General features: G+C 37.8%; 16 protein-coding genes. 9 read left to right on the top strand and 7 right to left on the bottom strand.

What is annotated here, in order from left to right:
- Positions 1–51: 51 nt before the first annotated feature.
- The 5 genes from QM524_RS08715 to QM524_RS08695 all read left to right on the top strand — a co-directional run bounded on the left by QM524_RS08715 (position 52) and on the right by QM524_RS08695 (position 9,041).
- Positions 52–1,053: a PorP/SprF family type IX secretion system membrane protein gene (locus tag QM524_RS08715; protein ID WP_283344255.1), complete on the top strand. Its 1,002-nt coding sequence runs from the start codon at positions 52–54 to the stop codon at positions 1,051–1,053.
- Positions 1,054–1,260: 207 nt separating this feature from the next.
- Positions 1,261–3,705: a carboxypeptidase regulatory-like domain-containing protein gene (locus QM524_RS08710; RefSeq protein WP_283344254.1), complete on the top strand. Its 2,445-nt coding sequence runs from the start codon at positions 1,261–1,263 to the stop codon at positions 3,703–3,705.
- 69 nt (positions 3,706–3,774) lie between these two features.
- Entirely contained in the window at positions 3,775–6,849 is a 3,075-nt protein-coding gene (locus QM524_RS08705; RefSeq protein ID WP_283344253.1) for a sensor histidine kinase, read from the top strand.
- 28 nt (positions 6,850–6,877) lie between these two features.
- Positions 6,878–7,627, top strand: a complete 750-nt coding sequence (locus QM524_RS08700; protein ID WP_166579863.1) for a LytR/AlgR family response regulator transcription factor — start codon at positions 6,878–6,880, stop codon at positions 7,625–7,627.
- Positions 7,628–8,123: 496 nt separating this feature from the next.
- Positions 8,124–9,041, top strand: a complete 918-nt coding sequence (locus QM524_RS08695) for a PorP/SprF family type IX secretion system membrane protein (protein WP_283344252.1) — start codon at positions 8,124–8,126, stop codon at positions 9,039–9,041.
- Positions 9,042–9,093: 52 nt separating this feature from the next.
- Here the strand turns inward: QM524_RS08695 and QM524_RS08690 are convergent, their stop codons facing one another.
- Complete coding sequence (locus QM524_RS08690) at positions 9,094–10,434, bottom strand: tetratricopeptide repeat protein (protein WP_283344251.1); 1,341 nt, start codon at positions 10,432–10,434, stop codon at positions 9,094–9,096.
- A 1,049-nt stretch (positions 10,435–11,483) separates the two neighbouring features.
- Here QM524_RS08690 and QM524_RS08685 point away from each other — a divergent pair.
- The 4 genes from QM524_RS08685 to QM524_RS08670 all read left to right on the top strand — a co-directional run bounded on the left by QM524_RS08685 (position 11,484) and on the right by QM524_RS08670 (position 18,515).
- Positions 11,484–14,219: a 2-oxoglutarate dehydrogenase E1 component gene (locus QM524_RS08685; protein ID WP_283344250.1), complete on the top strand. Its 2,736-nt coding sequence runs from the start codon at positions 11,484–11,486 to the stop codon at positions 14,217–14,219.
- A 160-nt stretch (positions 14,220–14,379) separates the two neighbouring features.
- A complete protein-coding gene (odhB, locus tag QM524_RS08680) occupies positions 14,380–15,906 on the top strand; it encodes a 2-oxoglutarate dehydrogenase complex dihydrolipoyllysine-residue succinyltransferase (protein ID WP_283344249.1) in 1,527 nt (508 codons plus the stop codon).
- Between the two features lie 242 nt (positions 15,907–16,148).
- Complete coding sequence (gene lpdA, locus QM524_RS08675) at positions 16,149–17,552, top strand: dihydrolipoyl dehydrogenase (RefSeq protein WP_283344248.1); 1,404 nt, start codon at positions 16,149–16,151, stop codon at positions 17,550–17,552.
- Between the two features lie 207 nt (positions 17,553–17,759).
- Positions 17,760–18,515 carry a hypothetical protein gene (locus QM524_RS08670; protein WP_283344247.1) on the top strand — a complete coding sequence of 252 codons (756 nt, stop codon included), beginning with the start codon at positions 17,760–17,762 and terminating at the stop codon, positions 18,513–18,515.
- A 142-nt stretch (positions 18,516–18,657) separates the two neighbouring features.
- On the opposite strand, the gene QM524_RS08665 is transcribed toward QM524_RS08670, so the two are convergent.
- From QM524_RS08665 to rsmA, 6 genes are all read right to left on the bottom strand, one after another.
- Positions 18,658–19,605 (bottom strand): D-2-hydroxyacid dehydrogenase, encoded by a 948-nt coding sequence (locus QM524_RS08665; RefSeq protein ID WP_283344246.1) that lies wholly within the window; start codon positions 19,603–19,605, stop codon positions 18,658–18,660.
- 146 nt (positions 19,606–19,751) lie between these two features.
- Entirely contained in the window at positions 19,752–20,078 is a 327-nt protein-coding gene (locus tag QM524_RS08660; RefSeq protein WP_095167493.1) for a nucleotide pyrophosphohydrolase, read from the bottom strand.
- 34 nt (positions 20,079–20,112) lie between these two features.
- Positions 20,113–20,565, bottom strand: a complete 453-nt coding sequence (gene dtd / locus QM524_RS08655; protein ID WP_095167340.1) for a D-aminoacyl-tRNA deacylase — start codon at positions 20,563–20,565, stop codon at positions 20,113–20,115.
- 155 nt (positions 20,566–20,720) lie between these two features.
- Positions 20,721–22,067 carry a magnesium transporter gene (gene mgtE / locus QM524_RS08650; RefSeq protein ID WP_095167495.1) on the bottom strand — a complete coding sequence of 449 codons (1,347 nt, stop codon included), beginning with the start codon at positions 22,065–22,067 and terminating at the stop codon, positions 20,721–20,723.
- Between the two features lie 418 nt (positions 22,068–22,485).
- Complete coding sequence (locus QM524_RS08645; RefSeq protein ID WP_283344245.1) at positions 22,486–23,517, bottom strand: AI-2E family transporter; 1,032 nt, start codon at positions 23,515–23,517, stop codon at positions 22,486–22,488.
- 2 nt (positions 23,518–23,519) lie between these two features.
- Positions 23,520–24,335, bottom strand: a complete 816-nt coding sequence (gene rsmA / locus QM524_RS08640; protein ID WP_283344244.1) for a 16S rRNA (adenine(1518)-N(6)/adenine(1519)-N(6))-dimethyltransferase RsmA — start codon at positions 24,333–24,335, stop codon at positions 23,520–23,522.
- Positions 24,336–24,456 lie beyond the last annotated feature (121 nt).

Below are 24,456 nucleotides of genomic sequence, written 5' to 3'. Positions count from 1 at the left end.
CAAGTAGTGTTTACCCTTTTTTCTTTGGTTAATAATTTAAACCATCATCCAATGAGACGCCAAAGTTTGCTTTCGAGAGCTAAAACCGCAATCATCTTCTCACTTGCCTTGGGACTGGCAGGTGTAGAAAAAGCTCATGCTCAGCAAGAGGTTCAGTATTCTCAATATATGTTCAATATGCTTTCTGTTAACCCCGCTTATGCAGGTAGCCGTGACGTGTTGAGTATGACTGGGATTTACCGCCAACAGTGGGTAGGAATCGAAGGCGCACCTACTACACAATCGTTTACTATTGACATGCCCGTTAAAAAAGAAAAAGTTGGTATTGGTCTACAAGCATACCACGACCAAATCGGGGTGTTTAACAATACTGGTGCTTACTTATCTTATGCCTACCGTGTAAAAGTATCTCAACGCTCTACGTTGGCTATGGGTATCCAAGCTGGTGCAACCAACTTGGTAGGTAGTTTGAGTGGCGTTCGTCGTACCCTAGATAACAACGATATAGATCCAGCTTTTAGTGGTAATACTTCAAAATGGTTACCCAATGTAGGTACAGGTTTGTATTTGAGTAACGACCGTGGATACATTGGTGTTTCGGTTCCAAACTTAGTACAAAATGAACTTCGTACTTATACTGGTAATGAGGATACTTTGAAAAAAGCGCGTCAAGAAAGACACTATTTCTTGATGATGGGATTTGTCGTCCCATTAGGTAGTTCATTGGCATTGAAGCCTTCCGTTTTGGTAAAAGCTACTCGTGACGCTGCTGCATTTGATTTTAACCTTAATCTATGGATTCGTGATAGAGTGGCTGTTGGTGCCTCATGGAGAACCAACAATCAGAAGTTTAATTCACCTTTCGCAAATCAAAATGGTGATGCTGCTATCGGTATGCTCGAAATTCAGGCAAGTGATCAGTTTCGTATAGGCTATGCATATGACTTTATGCTAAATAGCCTACAGAACTCGCAAAAAGGTAGCCATGAAATTATGTTGAGATATGAATTTGGCTTTAAGAAAGCTAAGATCCTTACTCCTCGTTATTTCTAATCAAGTAATACGAAAGACTACATTAATAGTATATCTGTGGTGCACTGTGGAAGTAGCCGTCTTATTATGTGAGTAAACTAATAACTGATATACTATTAACAAAAAACTTTTTTTTACTATTACTGGAATGTCTTGAATATAAGGTCATGCCCTTCGTTGCTTTATCGATTTTGAATTCGCCTCATGATGTTATAACTATTTAGAAAAATGATTAATTGTAAGAAAATAGGATTGGTAATTCTTACTGTCTTTCTCTTTGTTTCAAAAGTATCAGCTCAGACTTTGAAAGATGCAGAAGCTGAATTTGAAAAAATGAGTTATTTGAATGCCGCCGAGATGTATGAGCATGCCCTAAAAGGCAAGGTTTCTGAAGCAGATAAACAAGCTGCGAAACTGAAACTGGCATATGCTTATCGACAAATCAAAGATTCTCAAAATGCAGAGAGAGTATATAAAGAAATAGTTGATAATCCATCTTTTTCAGGTGATTCAAAAGCATATCTTTATTATGCGCAAGCACTTGCTACCAACGGTAAATACAAAGAATCTCAAGAGGTATATGAGAAGTACGCTAAATTGGCAGCGACAGACAAGCGAAGTTCAAGCTTTCAAAAATTGTATAAAAATATTGAAACGCTCAATAAAAACCGTGCTTGTTACAAGGTTGAATATTTAAATCTAAATACTGATAAAGCAGATTTTAGTCCAACTTACTATAAAAATGGTTTTGTGTTTAACTCAGGTCGTACAGAGTCTGTTGGTTTAAAAAGAGTATATTCTTGGGATAATTCAAATTTCCTTGATCTTTATTATTTATCTGATATTAGTAAACTTACAGCCTCTCAACCTTCTGGTGTAGGAGGATCTACTGCTAATAAGGAGCGAAAATTTAAAGCTCCAGCCGTTGTTGGTGATGACGAGTATACTCCATCTACACCAAACGATTCTAGAACAATTGGGTCTTATGGTAGTACAGGTATGTACAAAGGATATGCTACCTATAACGAAACCCCTGTCACACAAAGTGAGGTTTTTTCAAAAACACTTAATACCAAGTATCATGAAGGGCCTGTAACCTTTACTGGTGACGGACGTAAAATTGTTTTTACCAGAAATAACTACAATTCTGGAAGTTTCAAAACTAGCTCTGACCGTGTAAATAAATTGAAACTTTACACTGCTGAAGATAAAAAAGGTGATGGGCAATGGTCAACAGTGAAGGAAGTTCCCTTTAATAATAATGAGTACTCGACAGGTCATCCTTCTTTGACCAAAGACGATAAGTTAATGTATTTTGTTTCAGATATGCCAGGTGGTTTTGGAGGAACAGACGTATATGTAGTTGAATACAACAATGGAAATTTTGGAACACCTGTCAATCTTGGTCCTGAGATAAATACAGAAGGCAATGAAATGTTTCCTTTTGTAGATGAAAAAGGTAATCTTTATTTTGCTTCAGATGGTCACGCTGGACTTGGAGGATTAGATATTTTCTTCGTTGAATTACAAGATGGAAAAGCAAAAGGTAAAATTAAAAACCTTGGCGCACCAATCAATACAAGCCAAGATGATTTTGGACTTATAACCGATGGCGAACGCAGACAAGGATATCTAAGCTCAAACCGCAAACGTGGTGGTGCTGATGATGATATTTACAGATTTACACGCGAATGTGACGAAAAACCTGAGTGTCGCGAATTGCAGGTGATTGTATTTGATGCTGAATCTAAATTGCCACTAGATAATGCCGATGTTGAAGTGTCGACAGAGGGTAAGACAGAAATGAAAAAGACCGATTCTAATGGTACTTTCAAAATCTGTTTGGATGAAGATAAGTCATATTTGTTAAAGGCTTCTCGTGAAGGGTATCTTCCAAATACCGTTGGGTATTCGGCAAAAGATGCTAAAATCGAACAGTCGACACTGGATATTCCTTTGCAACCAGTGAAAGAAGTGGAAGGTGATTCTCTTTCTGCAAGAATTAATCCATCAGGAAATCCAAACCCAGCATTACCTTGTAAAGTAACAACCTTAAGAGGTCGAGTTACTTCTAACAAAGACAAACAACCAATTGCAGGCGTTCTTGTGACTTTAAGAAACGAATGCGATGGAACAATTCAACAAGTAGTGACTGGAGCAGATGGTCGTTATCAATTTGATATTTGCCAAGGTTGTGATTATAATTTGGAAGCAGCAAAAGAAAACTTTGGCTCGAAAAGCAACAAAATCAAGAAAGTTGGCGACAATCCTCCGAAATACATCAACTCTAACTTGAGTATGTTTGAAGAAGGAGATGTAATTACCATTGATAATATCTACTACGATTACGGTAGATACAATATTCGCCCTGATGCTGCTAGAGAATTAGAGAAATTGGTATCGTTAATGAAGCGTTATCCTAAAATGAGAATCGATTTACGTTCTCATACAGACTCTCGCTCATCAACTGAATTTAACCAAAAACTCTCTGAAAATCGTTCGAAATCAGTGGTTAGCTATTTGCGCAAACGTGGTATCGCCTCAACCAGATTAGAGTCTTCAGGATTTGGAGAAACACAATTGCTTAATGAATGTGCTGATGGTGTTGAATGTACTGAAGAACAACATCAAACCAACCGTAGAACAGAATTTAAAGTAATTCAGATGCAATAAATTTGAGTGAAATTGATATTTGAGTCCGTGTATCAGGTAACTTTACCTTACACGGACTTTTTTTGTGGCATGAAACAGCTCTTACTTTTTATATTTCTACTTATATCCTCACTTAGTTTTGCACAGTATCCTTTTTTAAGGTCTTATACTGTTGACAATGGTTTGCCTAGCTCTAATGTATATCGCGCTTATCAAGATAGTAAAGGTTTCCTTTGGTTTTGTACCGACAAAGGTCTTGCTCGATTTGATGGGTATCATTTCGAAAGCTTTACCACTAAAAATGGTTTGCCTAACAACGATGTCTGGCAATGTGCAGAGGATAATCAAAAGAGAATTTGGTTCTTAACTTATAGCTCTGTCTTCTTTTATTTTGATACGAATGATAATAAATTCTATACCATTCCGAATCCATACCCAGATTTACAAGATTCCCATATTTGGTGTTATGTTCAAACAGCTCCTAATACCGTACAAGTGATTTTAAGTAAAGGGTTAGAAGTATTAGAAATAGATGTCAAAAAGAAAGTGGTTAAAAGATTTATGCCACGTAAAATAGGCAATCAATCATATCCTTTTATCAATAACAAAACCCATCTTAGTGTGATAATGAGTGTAGGGTCTCCATTTACGCTGAGAGCCTATTCCGAAGGTCTTGCTCATAACCTTAAAAATATACCTCACGTACTTCCAAGGTTTGATAAAGGCAACTTTCCAACCGAGATTTTTGATAAACTTATCACAATTTTATTTGAAGATGATAAAACCATATATGCTACTGCCGATAAACTTGTAGTGTACAGTAAAGAAGGTCTAAAACAAATTCATATATCCAACTTAAGTCCATTAAAAAACAACCCTATCACACTACTTCTCAGCACAGGAAGTTTGAAGTATAAACTTTGTGTTACAGAAAAGGAATCCTTTCTCTTGGATGAAAATTTCAACCGACTTCGACAGTTCGATTTCTTGAATAAATATGTTCTCAATACGATTTATGTAGATAGTGAGGAAAACTTTTGGTTTTGTACCAAAGACAAAGGTCTATTGTTTTTATCAAAGCAAGCAATGTATTCTGCCACCTATAATTTTCAGGGAGGAAATTCGGTTGTGGCTATGCAACAATTTGAGAATAAAATCATATTTGGAACAGGTAAAGGTGATTTGTACAGAATCAATCAGGATGAATCTATTACACGGTTTTTGATTAAAGACCCCATTCATCTTCCCGTTAGGGATATTGCTATTACAAAGGAAAAGGCTATGATTGCCTATTTTGGAATGGATTATACCATGTATTCCACAAAGGCACTCATGACCAAAACTCGTTTATCCATTAATAAAATCATCAAGAAAAATGGTCAAAGCGATTTACATGAGCCTATTAACCGAAAATATGATGGAGAGAGCGTCCATTGGATTGATTTTAAAACAATCGATACCCTTGATGCAAAAACGATTATAGGATATAACGCCCTAATGATGGTAAAACTCTTCGAGTCAAAAAAGCATTATCAGGCTCGAAAAATATTTACTAAGGTTAATATTCCTAAAATTGTTGCCATGCACGTGGGTAGTAATCACAAGATATGGGTCGGAAACTCTAAAGGTATTTATCAACTTTCTATGATTGATTCCACAGCAGAACTTTTCGACAAACAAAAGATTCAATATCCATTACTGAGTCGAGCTGTAAAATGTTTGGTGTCGGACAAAAATGGGAGGGCTTGGGTAGGTACCAACGGGTTTGGATTATATGCCTTCGACGGGGTCAGTCCGTTGGTTGTATCAGAACTGGCCTATGAAAATATCAACGCTGTTTTTCTGGACAACAAAACTCAAACTGTTTGGGTAGGCACCAACAAAGGGGTATTTGTACTATCCAACATTGATTTTAAAACAAAGCGGTATCAACTCAAAAAGTTGTCAGTAATTCAGGGTTTACCAACCCATGAAGTATATTGTCTGACGGTGCAAAATGACATAGTTTGGATTGGAACAGCTAATGGATTATTCAAACTTGGAGTAAAGTATGTGCTCAATATGCCTGTGCCCAAAGCTCAGGTGCCGTTGGTGATTAGACGAGTAAAAGTGAATAATCAAGATACTTTGGTCACTACGCATTATGAGCTTGAGCATACGCAAAATAATCTTACGATAGAGTTTGTGGCGCTTTCTTATATGAGTAATAAAAATATCAGATACCAATATCGTTTGCTCGGTAGTAATCAATCTGATACACATTGGAGGGAAGTAGAAGAGCTACAGTTAAGCTTTCCATTTTTGCCTCCAGGAACTTATATTTTTGATTTGAGAGCATATGATGTGACTGGAAAAATAACGCAAAAAATAAATCCAATAAGATTTCACATAAAAGCACCATTTTGGCAAGAATCTTGGTTTTGGGTAGTGATAGCGATTCTTATTGTTGCCATTATTCTATTTTCGGTTTACGCTCGAATCCAATTTATACAAAGAGTGGAAGGTGAAAGAACAGAGGCGAACAAGAAATTTGCACAACTTGAATTACAAGCCCTACAGGCACAAATGAACCCTCATTTTGTATTCAATGCGCTTAGTTCTATTCAGTATTATATTTTAAATAATGACATAGAAGCTGCAAATGATTATTTGAGTAGATTTTCGAGATTAATGCGTCTTTTTTTAGAGTCCTCTCGTAACAAATATATTTCTGTTCATGAAGAATCGGAGCTGTTGGATTACTATATCACACTAGAGCAATTGCGTTTTAAAAATCGTTTTACCTTCCAAATTAGTATTGAGGATGATGTACCACATGAATTAGAAATTCCTGCTATGTTGATTCAACCATTTGTTGAAAATGCTATCAATCATGGCTTGGTGTACAGTAAAAATAATGAAGGACACCTAAGGATACACTTTTGTCTAAAGGAAGATTACGTGCTGTGTACCATCGAAGACAATGGAATTGGACGTGCCAAAGCTGCAGAGTTAAAACAAAAATCGCTAAAATCGTATCAGTCTCAAGCAACACAAATTACAGCAGAGCGAATTCAATCTTTAAAGTATATTGAAGAAACTAAAGTCGAAGTAAATATTATTGATAAATTCAATGAAATAGGTGAGTCTCAAGGGACAAAAGTTGAAATACTTATTTATCTTTGACAAACTAAAATATCCCTAATTGTTAACCATGCTTAGAGCTATCATTGTTGATGATGAAAATAATGCACTAGAAGCTTTAAAAACTCTTTTAACCAACTATTGTCCGCAAGTAAAAATTATAGACACAGCCAGCTCAGTCGAAGAGGCATATCAAAAGGTGGTTACTTTCAATCCTAATCTCTTGTTTTTGGATGTGGAAATGACAAATGGAACAGGATTCGACTTATTAATGAAATTTGACGAACCTTCTTTCAAAGTCATATTTGTAACAGGTTTTGACCAGTATGCGCTTAACGCCATTAAGTTTTCGGCAATTGATTATCTTCTAAAACCGATTGATGTGGCAGAACTAATCGAGGCAGTCAAAAAGGCAGAAAAACAACTCGATAGTCAGGATAATCTTGGTGAACTACGAAATTTACTTAGTACTTTGAATAACCCCAGAAGCCGTAAGAATAAAATAGCCATACCTACGCACAAGGGGTTTGAAATGATAGAGGTACAGGATATTGTTCGGTGTGAGGCTTCAAGTGGCTACACTCTGATTCACTTGCTTCAAGGGAAGCCAGTTATGTCTTCTCGTGATTTAAAAACTTACCACGAACTATTGGAGGAGTATGATTTCTTCCGAATACATGATTCGCATGTCATTAGCCACTTCCATATTCAGAAGGTTTTGAATGAGGATGGTGGAGTGGTTGTACTTACCAATGACATAAGATTACCAATAGCTCGTCGCCGAAAATCCGATTTTCTAGAATGGCTAAAAGGACGATAAGCCATGTACCAATCATATTCGACCAGATAATAGTAATTTATTGCCGTATAAAAGGTGTAGATTGTTTGACATAGCTTTACTATGTATTTTCGTAATGTGTGTTAGACCTCTATACTTATCGAGGACTCCCAAGCATAAGGTAACTTGTGGGTCCTCTTTTATTTTTATATAAAATGAGTACACAAAGTACTTAGGAAGTACAATTTTTTGAAATCCCACACAAAGCATTTTGGATAGTCTAATATCAAGCTTTGTTAAAAATATCCTAGTAAAGGTTCTACACAATCTATTCTGATAAGCCTCCAATACTATCTTTCCTGATTTTTGTATTTACTGCCAATAGAGATTTGTGCAAGCACTATTATCATAAAATCCTACCAAGTGTTTTTATATGCTTCTTCTAGTTTGTGATTCTTGCATTATAGCGTACTGGCTACTAACTTCGTTACAAAACCTCATCGAGTAGGTCAGTTCTAAGATTAAACACAATGTCATTATGAAAAAGCTTTTACTAGGGCTAATAGCCACCTTGCTATATTTTCAAACCTATGGTCAGCAAGATCAGTTGTACTATACTTATCCTTTCATGCCCATGACAATCAATCCTGCCTATGCTGGTGCGAAAGAAGTCATCTCTTTTTCAGGTATTTATCGCAAAAGACCCTTGTTTACCAATAATGTTGGTGCTACTTCAACCCAACAATATTTTAACTTTGATATGCCAATCGCCCAAGATAAAATGGGGGTAGGCTTTCAAGCATATAATACTGATCAAGCTATTGGAATAGGAGGGAACTTGGCAGGTAACTTAGGGCTGTATGGTAATTTTGCCTATCGTTTCAATATGCCTAATGATGGCAAATTGGCTGTAGGTGCTTTGGCGGGAATAACACAAGTTCCTGCTATTTTTGGGGCTGGGAGTTCAGGTACCACTCGATTACGTTCTAGCTTTGGTTTAGGGGTATATTATCAAAATGATGATTGGTATGCAGGTGTTTCGATGCCTAATGTCAATGCCTCTAGTGATGGATATAATGTGCCTATCTTTGTTTCGGGAGGATATTTGTTTCCATTATCTGATGATTTTATGCTCAAAACTGGTGTAGTGTTCAGACGCATCAGCAATGGTGATTATAACCGAAACGATATAGATTTACATGGAGTACTTTGGGTAAAAGAAAGATTTGGAGTGGGTATTTGGTATCAAAATACAGGCTCTGAATTTGTCAATAAGGCACTGTTAGGCTCCTTAGAAATACAACTCAACAAAATGAGAATTGGTTATTCTTACGACTTCCAAGGTAGTAATTCGACCAATACAACTTCGCCAGCCAATCAAGGTTTTCACCAAATTATGTTAAGATTTGACTTTGATTCTGGTAATGGGAAATCAGCCCAATTCAAATATTTCTAAAAATGTTTCATGACAATAAATAAAAAACGGGTGAGAATTTCTCACCCGTTTTTTATTTCATCTTTTCCAATGCAGATGTAAATTTTTGCGTATCTATTTTTTCTTTTAGCGCTAATTCATAAGCTTTTTGCTCTATGTCAAGGGCTTTTTGCTTGTCGCCCAATTTCAACATCAGTTGAGCATAAGAATGATAATACTCAGGGTTTTCTACCAGCTCTATAGCTCTTTGAACCCAAGGAATAGCTTTTTCTAGTTTTGCTGGAGTATCTACTTGCTCATAAAACGTTTTCACCACATCATGAAGCTCATTGGCCGTAAGGCGTGCCATCGTGAATCGACCATTCTTTTTGATATTGTTGTATAGCGGCGCTCCTGTACCTGTAGAGTCACGAATCCCGAGTCTGTAAGCTTGCATCATTTTGTCATATTCCCACAAATCTTGCTTACGAATACTTTCAATCTGCACAAACATCACGTATTGATCCAAATAATTTTCAGCAGCCTCTACGTATTTATTAATATCTTTTACTGCCAGATAAAAAGCCAACTTATTTTTATCATTTACTCTATCAGCGGTATTGGGAAGTGCCTTTAAATTCGCTTGTAGGGCTTTCTCAAAAAGTACTTTATTTTTGGTCTCGATGGCCTGATAAAAGAATTCATTGATACTGGTCGAAAAGGCCTGATTGACTTTTTCATCTCCACCTTCAAACAATCCTTCTGCTTTTTCACGATATTTTAATAATAGTTCAAACGCTTTTCCATCAATTTTAAAACCATTATTAACCACCAAACGAAGGGTTTTGTCTGACGATTGTTGGATAGGAGTTAACGCTTTCACATACTCCTCTACCAGTGTCATGTTGTCAAGATTGTATCTGGAACGTTTGGCAATAAACTCATATAAAAAATCAGGATCACGTTTGCCTTCATTGTATTGTTTTTCGAGCACATAGATAGGCTTGGAGTCTGACTGATTTGTCAAAACCAAGTCAGCTTCTTTTAACAAATCGGTCGAGCCAAGGTATCCTTCTTGTTTGTACACCAAATTTTCGGTAGCGTCCACAAAAAGGCAAGTAGGGTAGGAAGTCACATTATAACGTCTGGCTAAAGTAATCCCAAATCCTTTTTCAGCATCGATTTTGTAATTGATAAATTTGCTATTGAATTTATCACCCACAGACGCTTCGGAGAATGTTTTTTTGTCCATCTCCTTACAAGGTCGGCACCAAGTAGTATAAATATCAACAAAAATCAACTTGTTCTGTGCTTTTGCCTGAACAAGTACATTTTGCCAATCATCTTGACGAAAAGATATTCCCTGTGAGAAGGTCTGAGCACTTACCCACATAAGGGCAAGAAAACAGATTTGCGACAGGTTTACTGGTTTCATGGTATGGTAATGTTTTTGGTAAGGAATAGTTTCAATGAGTATTCAACGTTTTTGAGGACAAAGAAAATATATGCTTAAGACGAATCGTCTCATGAAATTCCATTCGAAAATATCACTATTTATTCACAAAGCCCTTATTATTAACAACAACTTCTTGCAAATAAGCACAGTTGAAGCTCATTAATACCCTTAAAAATGCAGGAAGTCACAGCAATAATCAAGGATTAATATACTGAAAATAAATTACATAAATAAGTGCTTCGTGAAAAAACTCTGTGTAAATAACCACAGAATGAGCAATTTAGGTAGCAAATACAAGTTTTTAGGGAAATCCCTTAAATGTTATCATGCAAAAATATATAGTTATCTACTTGTAGTCCAGAACTACAGAAAAAAAAGCATTTAAGCTTCAAATAAATTCGAAAAGTACAAGTATCACCTACAAATGAAATACCGATATGGTAGTAAGACAAAATGAGTAAAAAATGACAAAATTTGTATTTTTTGGGTAGGATTAATTGCTTTTTGGCGGAGGAGTAAAACAACTACAAAACTACTTGGCACTACTCGTGTTATAATTTGTAGCTAATTACGTGCCAAAATGGGATGAGCTTAAAGAAAATATTCAAGGATTCAGTAAATCTAACTACCTGATTGACTTAGAGACATAAGGATAGTTTTTCAAAAAAAATAGGTAAAACAAATAGATATATGCGTACATTTGCACCCGCAAAAAAGAAGTTTTCTTACATAAACTAGAAATACTACAAACTGATTAAAATAGTTGCTATTTTAAGGTAAAGTTGAATTTTTCTAAGAAAGCAAAATTTTTAGAGGGGTTATTTTAGCTACTATATTAATTTGGCAAAAATCCTGTAAAAAACAAATAAATTTTTGTGATTTAATTAACGGGCATACCGTAACTTTGCCAAAATTCTATTGGGAGACTTTCATTAAATCCAGAAATCCAATCTCTTTGTACTTTATTCGTACCCTATGTAAGAAACTTTACGAATAAGTTTAATTAATATCAAAGATTAACGCCAGTTATGGACCAATTTTCATACATTGCCAACGCCGATACTGCGGTAATTTCGGACTTGTACGAGTCATATCAGCAAGACCCCAATTCGGTTGACGCTAGTTGGCAGAACTTTTTCAAAGGTTTTGACTTTTATACTTCTTGGAGTGGCGAGGCCTCTTCAACTGGAGTGAGTAGTGCATCTGTCGATGCCTCAATGGTTCAGAAAGAAATGTCTGTAATCAGTTTGATTAAGGCATTTAGATCAAGAGGACACTTGTTGTCAAAGACCAATCCTGTGCGTGAGCGCAAGGATCGTCGTCCGCGCCTTGATTTAAAAGATTATGCACTTTCTGAAGCTGATCTTGATACAGTATTCCAAGCGGGTAGTTTTTTGGGCATTGGTCCAGCTTCTCTTCGCAAAATTGTGGAATCTCTCTATAAAATCTATGCAGGTTCGATTGGTTTTGAGTATTCTTACATCAGAGAATCAGATGTTAAAGAATGGCTTCGTAACAAGATCGAAAAGGAAGCGCTAGCTTTTAATCCTTCTATCGACGAGAAAAAACAGATTCTTCAAAAATTGAATGAAGCTGTTGTTTTCGAAAACTTCTTAGGTACAAAATACTTAGGTCAAAAACGTTTCGGTTTGGAAGGTGGCGAAAGCACTATTCCTGCACTTGATGCTATTATCAATACTGCGGCCGACCTCGGTGTGAAAGAAGCTATGATTGGTATGGCTCACCGTGGACGTTTGAACGTGTTGGCCAATATTATGCACAAATCTTACGCCGCAATCTTCGATGGTTTTGAAGGTAATATTCCTGACCAAATCCATGGCGATGGTGACGTAAAATATCACTTAGGCTATTCATCTAAGCATATTACTCCTGCTGGTTCTGAAATTTCATTGAAATTAGCGCCAAACCCTTCTCACTTAGAAGCTGTAAATCCTGTAGTTGAAGGTTTCTGTCGTGCAAGTGCTGATGCTCATTATGATGGTGATTACGACAAAGTACTGCCAATCTTGATTCATGGTGATGCTGCGGTAGCTGGTCAGGGTATTGTATATGAGGTAACTCAAATGGCGAAGTTGCGTGGTTATGAAACAGGTGGTACAATCCACTTCGTAATCAACAACCAAGTAGGTTTTACTACTGACTTTGAAGATGCTCGTTCGGCAATCTACTGTACAGATGTAGCTAAAATCATTGACGCTCCAGTATTCCACGTAAATGGTGACGATCCAGAGGCTGTTGTTTTCGTTTCGAAAATTGCTGCTGAATTCCGTCAACAGTTCAACCGTGACGTGTTTATTGATATGGTTTGTTACCGTAGAAATGGTCACAACGAATCTGATGAGCCAAGATTTACACAACCAACTTTGTATTCGAATATCACAAATCATCCAAACCCTCGTGAAATCTATACACAAAAATTGATTACACGTGGTGATATCGATGCTCAGTTAGCTTCTCAAATGGATTCTGAATTCAAGGCTGAATTACAAGCTCGCCTTGACCAAGTGAAACAAAAAATTCGTCCAGAATATGTACCATTGAAATTGGATAACAAATGGGCTGAATTGCGTTTTGCTGGTACAGAAGATTTTGAGAAATCTCCAAAAACTGGTATTTCGAAAGAAACGATTGATAAAATTGCGGCTGCTTTAACAAAATTGCCAGCAGGTTTCCATGCCTTGAAGCAAATTGAAAAAGTATTAGCTGACCGTAAAGCATTTTTCCAAAACGGACAATTGAACTGGGCAACAGCTGAAGCTTTGGCTTATGGTTCATTGTTGTTGGAAGGCAAAATGGTACGTGTATCTGGTCAGGATGTTCAACGTGGTACGTTCTCTCACCGTCATGCGGTATTGCACGATGCTGAAACAAACGAGTCATATACATCATTGAACTTTATTGAAGAAGGACAGGAGCAAATCCAAATCTATAACTCATTGTTGTCTGAATACGGTGTGTTAGGTTTTGAATTTGGTTATTCATTGGCAAACCCTGAGGCTTTGGTAATCTGGGAAGCTCAGTTTGGTGATTTCTCAAACGGTGCGCAAACGATGATTGACCAATTCATTGCATCTTGCGAATCTAAATGGGGTACCATGAATGCTTTGGTAATGCAATTGCCTCATGGTTATGAAGGTCAAGGTCCTGAGCACTCAAATGCTCGTCCTGAGCGTTACTTACAATTGGCGGCAGAAGATAACATGGTAGTAGCTAACTTAACTACGCCTGCAAATATCTTCCACGCATTGCGTCGTCAATTGGCTTGGGAATTCCGTAAGCCATTGATCATCATGTCACCTAAATCATTGTTCCGTCATCCAAAGGTAGTTTCTCCAATTGAAGAATTTATCGACGGTTCATTCCAAGAAATTTACGGTGATACTTATGCTGATGCTAAGAAAGTGAAGAAAGTATTGTTGTGCTCTGGCAAAGTTTATTTCGACTTGTTGGAAAAACAACAAAAAGACAATCGCACCGATGTGGCAATTATCCGTATCGAGCAGTTGCATCCATTCCCAACTAGTCAGGTAAATGCAGAACTAGCGAAGTATCCAAAAGCGAAAGTGTACTGGGTACAAGAAGAGCCAGAAAACATGGGATACTGGTCATTTGTAACTCGCGAATTTGGTTTCAAATCATTTGAAGGAGTTATTGCTCGCAAAAAATCTGCTTCACCTGCAACAGGTTTCTTGAAAGTTCACAACGAAGAACAAGCAATCCTAGTAGATAGAGCATTTGCTTAGTTATAATATTTGTTGAAACCGACTTTTTGAAGCTACGGCTCAGAGAGTCGGTTTTGGCATCATGTTACTAGACAATATTACAATAGGACATTTTACTATAGTTATAAATTGAAGATTGTGTCAAACAACCAATCCGAATACTAAATAATAAATTAATAAGATGGCAATCGAAATGAAAGTTCCGCCAGTTGGCGAGTCGATAACCGAGGTCACAATTGCCTCATGGAATAAAAAAGATGGGGATGTAGTGAAGATGGATGAGGTATTGTGCGAGTTAGAGTCTGATAAAGCTACCTTCGAACTACCAGCAGAAGCTGAAGGTGTTTTGCGCATTGTTGCAAAAGAAGGAGATACTTTACCAATTGGTGCAGTAATCTGCGTTATCGAAGCCGCAGGTGCTTCGGCAGCAGCAGCACCAGTTGCAGCGGCTCCAGTAGCAGCTCCTGCTCCAGCGGCAGCGCCAGTTGCAACGGAAACTAAGGTTGTTGAAATCAAAGTTCCAGCAGTGGGTGAGTCTATTTCTGAAGTTACAGTTTCGTCTTGGAATAAGAAAGAAGGTGATACTGTATCGATGGACGAAGTATTGTGCGAACTTGAATCTGACAAAGCTACCTTCGAATTGCCTGCTGAAGCGGCGGGTGTATTACACATCGTAGCAGAAGCTGGTACTACTTTGCCTATTGGTGGCTTGGTAGCAACCCTTACAGTTGGTGCAGGTGCTAGCGTTGCTGCTCCAGCTCCTTCAGCAGCACCAGTTGCAGCAGCTCCTTCGGGTGATGCCAACTACGCTGCGGGTCATGCTTCTCCTGCAGCAGCTAAAATTTTAGCTGAAAAAGGTGTTGATGCTGGTGCTGTACAAGGTACTGGCGTAGGTGGCCGTATTACTAAAGAAGATGCTCAAAGTGCTCAAAAACCAGTAGCTTCAGCGCCTGCAACTCCAGCAGCGGCTCCTGCTCCTGCGGCAGCGCCAGTTGCTTCTTCTGACTCAAGAGGTGTAAGAAGAGAGAAAATGACTTCGCTTCGCAAAACAGTAGCTCGTCGCTTGGTTCAAGTGAAAAACGAGACTGCTATGTTGACTACTTTCAACGAAGTTGATATGAAGCCAATCATGGATTTGCGTTCGAAATACAAAGATAAATTCAAAGAAAAACATGGTGTTAACCTAGGTTTCATGTCATTCTTCACTAAAGCTGTGACAGTGGCATTGAAAGAATTCCCTGCGGTTAATGCTTCTATCGACGGCGATCAAATTGTTTATCACGATTATTGTGACGTATCGATTGCGGTATCTGCTCCAAAAGGATTGGTTGTACCTGTAATTCGTAATGCTGAACAATTATCATTGGCTGGTATCGAGGCTGAGGTTATTAGATTAGCAACTCGTGCTCGTGACAACAAATTGACACTTGATGAAATGAACGGTGGTACTTTCACTATTACAAATGGTGGTGTATTTGGTTCAATGTTATCAACACCAATTATTAATGCTCCACAAGTGGCTATCTTAGGTATGCACAACATCGTTGAGCGTGCTGTAGTAATTGGAGGTCAAGTGGTAGTTCGTCCGATTATGTATGTAGCACTTTCGTATGACCACCGTATCATCGACGGTCGTGAGTCTGTAAGTTTCTTGGTACGAATCAAACAATTATTAGAAGATCCAACTCGTTTGTTGTTAGACGTCTAGTTTAAATAGATATTACTGAGGCAAAGACACGATTTTATGCGTGTCTTTGCCTTTTTTGTATCATTTTTTGACTTAAAATCCATTGTTTCAATGTGCGAGAAAAACTATTTTCATCAAAAATTGAAGAAGATTGGTCGAAAGTCAAACACTTTATTTCAAAACTATCCGATAAAGAACTTTTATAGTAACAAAGCAATTATAGATAAAGAGTCAAAGGCTCAATAACTGTAAATAATCAAAGTATGCAATACGACGTAATAGTAATAGGCTCAGGTCCTGGTGGTTATGTAGCAGCCATCCGTTCGGCTCAATTAGGCTTAAAAACAGCCATCATCGAAAAATACTCTGTATTGGGTGGTACTTGCTTAAACGTAGGCTGTATTCCATCAAAAGCATTGTTGGACTCATCAGAGCATTTCTACAATGCACAACATTCATTTGCTGAGCATGGTATCGAGCTTGAAAACTTGAAAGCTAATTTATCTCAAATGATTACTCGTAAAAAAGGAGTAATCGAGAAGATGAATAATGGTATTGCTTTCTTGATGAAGAAAAACAAAATCACGGTTTACAACGGATTAGGTTCTTTTGTTGACAAAAACACTGTGAATGTTGCTAAATTAGATGGTACTGCTGAGCAAATTACTGGTAAAAATATCATCATTGCTACAGGTTCAAAACCAACGGTGTTACCATTTATTCCTGTTGACAAAAAGCGTGTTATTACTTCAACAGAAGCTTTGAATCTTCAAGAAATTCCAAAACACTTAATCGTTATTGGTGCTGGTGTTATTGGTGCTGAGTTAGGTTCGGTGTACGCTCGTTTGGGTGCAAAAGTAAGTTTCGTAGAATTTGCTGATTCTATGATTCCTACAATGGACAAAACAATGGGTAAAGAGTTGCAGAAATCAATCAAGAAATTGGGTGCTGATTTCTACTTAAGCCACAAAGTAACTGGCGTAGTTAATAATGGTGACGACGTAACTGTTACAGCGAAAAACTCAAAAGACGAAGATGTAACTATTACTGGTGACTATGTGCTAGTTTGTATTGGTCGTCGTCCATATACTGATGGATTGAATCTTGAAGCTGCTGGCCTTGCTACAGACCAAAGAGGTAAACTTGAAGTAGATGAGCATACTTTACAAACAAAAGTAGGTGGAATCTATGCTATTGGTGATGTGATTCGTGGTGCGATGTTGGCTCACAAAGCAGAGGAAGAAGGTGTATTTGTTGCTGAAACTATTGCTGGACAAAAACCACACATCAACTACAACTTGATTCCAGGCGTAGTGTACACTTGGCCAGAAGTAGCTTCTGTTGGTCAAACAGAAGAAGAATTAAAAGCGGCTGGTCGTGCTTACAAGGCTGGTTCATTCCCATTCAAAGCTTTGGGTCGTGCAACAGCTTCAATGGATACTGATGGTTTGGTAAAAGTATTGGCAGACAAAGCTACAGACGAAATTCTTGGTGTTCATATCATCGGTGCACGTGCAGCAGATATGATTGCTGAAGCGGTAGTAGCAATGGAGTATCGTGCATCTGCTGAAGATATTTCACGTATGTCACATGCTCACCCTACTTATACAGAAGCTATGAAAGAAGCATGTTTGGCAGCAACTGAAAATAGAGCATTACACGCTTAATCTGGACATTTTATGTTAAGATTTTAGCATCAAAATATATTGAAAAAGGCTGATGGATTATTCTGTCAGCCTTTTTCTTTTATAAAAACCCAACATTAATCATGATAAAAGTATCTCTCAATCATCGGCAAGTATTTGAATCTCCAATACTTTTTTCTTAGCTTTGAGTATGGTCATTATTATATCACTATTTGTACAAAAAATATCATGAAAAAAATAGCCGTATTAGCTTTAACTATTTCAATATTAGTTTCTTGTAAATCGAAGTCTGGTTCAGAATCCACTCAGACAGACTCAGTTGCTGTTACACAAACGGAATCAACTGCGCCATCAAGCGATGCCTTGTATTTGGATGATGTGTTGGCTTGTAATGATTATGAAGGTCTGGTGAAAAAGTTTGGTGCTGAGAATATTATTAAAAAAGCAACTATCGAAACTGGCGAAGGTTCTTTTGATGCAACTAAGATTTTTGCAGGAACTCCCAAGGAAATCGAGGTGTATTGGCAAGATGGTAAAGAGTACAAAGTTATCGGCGATGTATTAGCAAGATTACAAATAAAAGATGATAAGCCAGCAGCTGAGGGTTCGCCTTGGACTACCAAATTGGGCTTGAAGCCAGGAATGACCCTTAAGGATGTGATTGCTGTTAATGGCAAAACATTTACTATTACTGGCCTTGGCTGGGATTTAGGAGGAAATGTGGTTAGCTGGGAAGGTGGCAAATTGGCAGATAAAGATATCAATATCAGATTTAATGACTATTCGACAAATTCGGGTGGATTATCAGAAACTGAATATGCTCAAATTTCTGGCGATCGTGAATTTGACGTGAAACATCCTTCTATTCAAAAATTGAACCCAATTGTAGACCAAGTATCAGTATATCACAAACCAGATTTTGACAAGGAACTAGGCAATAAGATGTATAAAGATGTAGAGGAAAAACAAATGCCGAAGCATTAGTTTCGAAGGGGCAGAGGCACAAAGGCACAGAGGGACAAAGTGAAATTTAATTACACTTTATCCCTCTGTGTCTTTGTCACATTTCATCTTCTTGACTTTTCACCTATCCACTTTGTGCCCCTGTGCCTTTGTCACTTTGTGCCTACTTTACCACATTCTGTGGAGTTCCGTTCATAAAACCTTGAATATTTGTCATCAACATTGCTACAATTCGCTGACGAGCCTCAAAGCTGATCCACGCATTATGAGGGGTAATCAGGCAGTTTGGAGCAGAGAGTAATGGATTACTTTCGGAAGGGGGTTCTTGTGAAAGTACATCAAGTGCTGCACCAGCTAATATTCCTTCCTTTAAAGCTTCTGCTAAATCTTTTTCATGAATAAGTTGTCCTCTCGACGCATTCACTAAATAGGCTGTTTTTTTCATCTTTGCCAATAATTCTTTATTGACAAAACCTATATTTTCGGATGTTGATGGACAACATAAAGCAACAAAATCACTCTCCGAAAATAGCGTTTCGAGTGGTACGGCTGAATAAGACAATTCCTCTTTTACTGTTCGTGAAGCATAACAAACCTTCATTCCAAACGCTTCTGCAATCTTCGCGGTTTGTTGACCAATTCTTCCCATTCCAACAATTCCTAAGGTTTTTCCTGCTAATTCAATGATTGGAGACAATGAAAAACACCAGTCTTGTGCTGAAGTCCAAGCGCCATTCGCCACCGCCTGACTATTTTTTCCAACATGATTACTCAGTTCTAATATGAGTGCAAAGATATGTTGAGCAACCGAGGCAGTTCCGTAGGCAGGAATATTACTTACTACAATACCTTGAGCAGTGGAGGCTTGGATGTCGATGATATTGTAACCTGTAGCTGCTACCGTAATCATTTTTAATTGGGGTAAAGCGGCGATAGTTTCAGCAGAAAAAGGCGTTTTATTGGTAATAACTATATCTGCTTCTTTACAACGCTCTACAATGTCAGCAATGGGCGTTCTTTCATAAAAAGTCACTTTACCAAGACTGTTGAAACAATCCCAAGCAAGGTCGCTGCCATGCAAAGTAAAACCATCAGTAATAACAATATTCATAGAAATAGGAATGATATAAGAATGAGTGTTCGTAAGTGCTGAATTGTGAGTTTTGAATTGAAAAATATTGATTGTCAGTGTTTTAACTTGACTCTTTTGCCGAACGCCCAAAGCAGATTGCTGAAAGCTTAAAAATACCCACTAACCTATTTTAACTTCTCATTTTCATGATGTCGTGTGGCATCTCTTTGTGTTTTCTTTGCAAGGTTTTTATCTAACGCTGCTGTCAAATCAACACCTGTTTGGTTGGCTAAGCAAATCAATACAAATAATACATCCGCCATTTCGTCGCCAAGGTCTTTATTTTTATCTGACTCTTTTTCAGACTGTTCTCCATAACGGCGTGCAATGATACGGGCTACTTCGCCAACTTCTTCTGTTAGCATCGCCATATTAGTCAATTCATTAAAATACCGAACGCCAATGGTTTTAATCCATTGGTCTACGGTTTCTTGAGCTTCTTTGATGGTCATTTTGATAAGGGTTTTATTATCTAAACTCCAACGTTTATTGTTTGTTTTTGGAATCAATTACAATAGTCACAGGACCATCGTTGATAAGTGCTACTTTCATATCGGCGCCAAACTCGCCTGTTTGGATAGATTTTCCCAATTCTTTTTCAAGTTGAGCAATCATACTTTCATAAAGTGGGATAGCAATATCAGGCTTGGCTGCTTCTATAAAACTAGGTCTATTTCCTTTTTTCGTAGAGGCATGTAACGTAAACTGACTAATTAATAAAATATCACCTTCAATAGCCTTCAGGTCGAGGTTCATTTTACCTTCTTCGTCAGAAAAAATACGCATACCAACGATTTTTTTAGATAACCATTCTACATCTTCTTGGGTATCGGTATGAGTAATGCCTAGTAAAATCATAAAGCCAGCGCCGATAGAACCTTTTACGTGGTTATCAATCGTTACTGATGCTTCGGATACTCGTTGTATAACTGCAATCATGAATTTTTAGAAATAGGGATTTAATTAATTGGCTTTAGGTAATAGGCCGTAGGCGCTAGGCAAGTACAACTTTGAGCTTACGGCTTTCGGCTGTGGGCTTTTGACAAAAGTATGTCTGTGGTAAACTCTTTGCCTATTTCCTAATGCCTGATAACTTATATGAGCATATAAACAATCAGGAAGTACACTCCATAACCCAATAAGTCATTGGTAGTCGTAATAAATGGGCCTGAGGCTACGGCAGGGTTAATGTCAAATTGGTTGAGGACCAAAGGCGTAATTGTTCCCATAAAAGAAGCAAGCATTACAATCGAGAAAATCGAAAGTGACATAACCAATGAAATGGTATTTTCATGTTCTAAAACTAAAGTACCCAAAAACGCAAATGTCGCAGCGATAAGTCCGTTGAGAAGAGATACTAATAAAACCTTTTTTAAGCGCTCTGTCAGCGAGGTATCTATACCTGATTTATCGGCCAAACTTTGTACAATCAATGCCGATGACTGAATCCCAACATTACCACCCGTTGAACCAATCAAAGGAATAAAAGCGGCTAGGGCAGGAGTTCTTGCTACTTCGCCATCAAAAACACCAATGATTTTTGCTGCCAAAAAGCTTCCTGTCATACCAATCAACAACCAAGGCAATCTCGAACGTACTAACTTCCATACTGAGTCATCTTCTTCCACGTCCTCCGATATACCCGCCATGGCTTGTACATCTTCATGCGCTTGTTCGGTGATAAAATCCACGACGTCGTCAATCGTAATACGACCTAGCAAGCGTCCTTGAATATTGACTACAGGCACAGCGTCCAAATCGTATTTTTGCATAATATCTGCTACTTCTTCGCCCGTAGCCGTCGTTTTTACCGATACAATATCATCCGTAAAAATATCTGCAATCTTAGAACCACGTTTTGCCAAAATGATTTTTTTGAGCGAAGCCCTTCCCAAAAGTGTACCTTCATCATCTACTACATATACCGAATACACATTTTCGACATCCTCTGCCTGACGACGAATTTCTTCTACACATTCAGTTACACTTTGTTTTACGTTGATTTTTACCAGCTCTTTTTGCATCAAACCTCCTGCACAATCTTCATCGTAGTGTAAAAGGTCAATAATAAAGCGAGCTTGCTCTCGGTCGCTTACCAAGGCTATTACCTCTTCACGAACATTCACAGGTTGTTCGTTGAGGATATCCACCGCATCATCTGAGTCGAGCAAGTCGACGTATTCCGCAATTTGCTGTGAGGTAAAGTTTTTGAGGAATTTCTTGCGGTCATCTGGGTCGAGATTAATGATAATTTCGGCAGCCAGTTTGGTATCTAGAAGCGTAACAAGATAATGAGCTTCTTCTCCTTCAAGCTCATATAAAATATTGGTAATATCAGCAGGAAATAGCTCTTCCATTTCGGTACGGATAAACTCGTTATTCTGTTCCGAAATGGCTGCCTGTATCTTTTCTAGGTACTCTTTCGTTAGCTCAAAAGGCAGATGTTGATTCGTTAATTCCATTGCTGAAGTGATAAAATGTTTAATTAAAGGGATAAAGAGAACAGATACAAAGAGACAAAGTGGAGGTTTGGGCTATGTATGGGCATTCGGCACTTGGCAGAATGTTGCTAAGCTGTTTAGCCTAGCTCATAACGCTTCATGTAGAGTTTCGGATAGCAGATTAGGGCTGTACGAAAGAAAGATATTAGTTTACCCGCGATAGGCATTAGGCTATATGCCATGAGCTAAGAGTATTTCTAATAAAATCATTAATACATCTTTTGCCTAAAGCCTATTGCTTATGACCTAAAGCGTATTAATGCAATTTTGTTTTCAAGACAAAACTAATTTTTCGTACAAGATTAATAGCAGAAATTCCGAAATCAGAAATCTCAAATCCACAATTCTACATTAAGCCCTAGGGGTTATTTTCATCCTTACCTTGAAACTCTTTTCCATAATAAGTGCTCAACAATAGGAAAAGAGAGAATAAGATAGGACCAAATATGAGTCCTGTAAAACCCCAGAGTTGTACCCCGACGATTACCCCAAAAAGCGTAATCAAAGGGTGAGTGTCGCCTAATTTGTTTTGTAACCAGATTCTAAAAATATTATCTACCGAACCTATAACGAAAAAACCATAAAGTAGCATAATGAAACCTCTTACGTTTTCGTGGCTAGCAAATAATAAGATAGATACTGGAATATAGGCCAATGCTGACCCCAAAATAGGAATCATTGAAACGATACATGTCACCAAAAACCATAAAACTGCATTGGGAACACCCAAAATTAAATAAATCAACAAACCTGTGACGCCTTGAACTATCCCAATCACTGGAATACCGATGGCGTTAGAAAATACTAGTTTGTTGACTTCGCCTAAAAGCTGTTCAGAGTTTTCTTGATTGAGCGGAAAAATCTTGATAAGTGTTTTGTCGAGCAATTCTCTTTCACGCAACATGAAATACAATATGAGATAACTCAAGAAAATACCCGTGATGCCATTAACAGCCCCATTAAGGAGTTGCGTAGCACTTTGCGTAAGCCATGAAAAGACTTTGTCAAGCGACTTTTCATCCAATAAGTTTACCTGATATTTGACTTCAATTTGTTCGACAAAACCTTTTACAGCTTTGAAAAACGAACTGTATTGATCCAAAGCAAGTGTATGACTATGGAATAAAACTTGTCCAACAAAGTACAGAGGAAGTAAAAACATCAAGAAAGAACCAAGCATCACAATAACAATGGCGATGATTCTTGAGAGTTTCCATTTTTCCTCCATTTTCTTTACCCAACCTCCTAATAAAATATAAAGTGTGTACGCTCCCAACAGCGCTGGAATAAAGCTACCGAGGTGCGTAAACAATAAGCCTCCGAGTAACAAAATACTCAAGATGAGGGCGATTTGTCTTAATAGGGTGTTGGATAAAACGTCAAATTTCATAATTATTCTTGCTCTTCTTCGCCAGATTCTTCTGTTTCAGGACTTTCAATAACCTTTGTGCCAATCATGTTGGTAAGTTCCACAAACTCGGCTACACCCAATTGTTCTGCACGTTTGTTCAATAAAGGATGGTCAGCGATTTGCATAGCACGCAAGGCATTACGCAAAGTTTTACGGCGCTGATTGAAGCCCATTTTTACTACGGCAAAAAACTTTCTTTCATCACAGCCTAAGTCTGTAACGCCATTACGACGCAACCGAATTACGCCCGAGTTTACTTTTGGAGGTGGGTCAAAAGCCCCCGGTCCTAAGGAGAAACTGTACTCAATATCGTAAAAAGCCTGAAGCAATACGCTCAAAATACCATAATCTTTATTGCCAGGTTTTGACGCAATACGCACAGCAACTTCTTTTTGGAGCATTCCCACAATTTCAGGAATCATATCTTTATTTTCTAAAACCTTGAAAAAGATTTGAGAAGAGATATTGTATGGGAAGTTTCCTACGATTCCAAAAATTTCATTGCCCATAAGTTCGTTCAAATTCAAACGCAGAAAGTCTGCAGAATGAATTCTTGGCGTTAAATCTGGATAATGAACCTTGAGATACTCCACAGATTCTCTGTCAAGTTCGACAACAGATGTTTCGTACTCTTTATGCGTAAGTAAATATTGTGTTAAAACTCCCATGCCCGGGCCAATCTCAAGGACTTTTTTGTATCCTCCGTGGCAAGACATCAGCTCTACGATACGTTGAGCCGCCGATAGGTCGCGCAAGAAATGCTGACCTAGGTTCTTTTTTGCTTTTACCTTGTCCAAATTATATGAGTATCTTTTGGTTGCAGAGAGTGTCTCAAGTACACTACATGACGCAACTGTAAATTTATTCCATAAAATTACGGCGAATTTTGTACTTTTAAGGTATAATGATACCGAGAAA

Origin of the sequence: Flectobacillus roseus (assembly GCF_030056595.1) — a bacterium.
Classification (GTDB): domain Bacteria; phylum Bacteroidota; class Bacteroidia; order Cytophagales; family Spirosomataceae; genus Flectobacillus; species Flectobacillus roseus.
The sequence above is the reverse complement of the archived record's forward strand: the minus strand, read 5'-3'. Positions and strand labels throughout refer to the sequence as shown.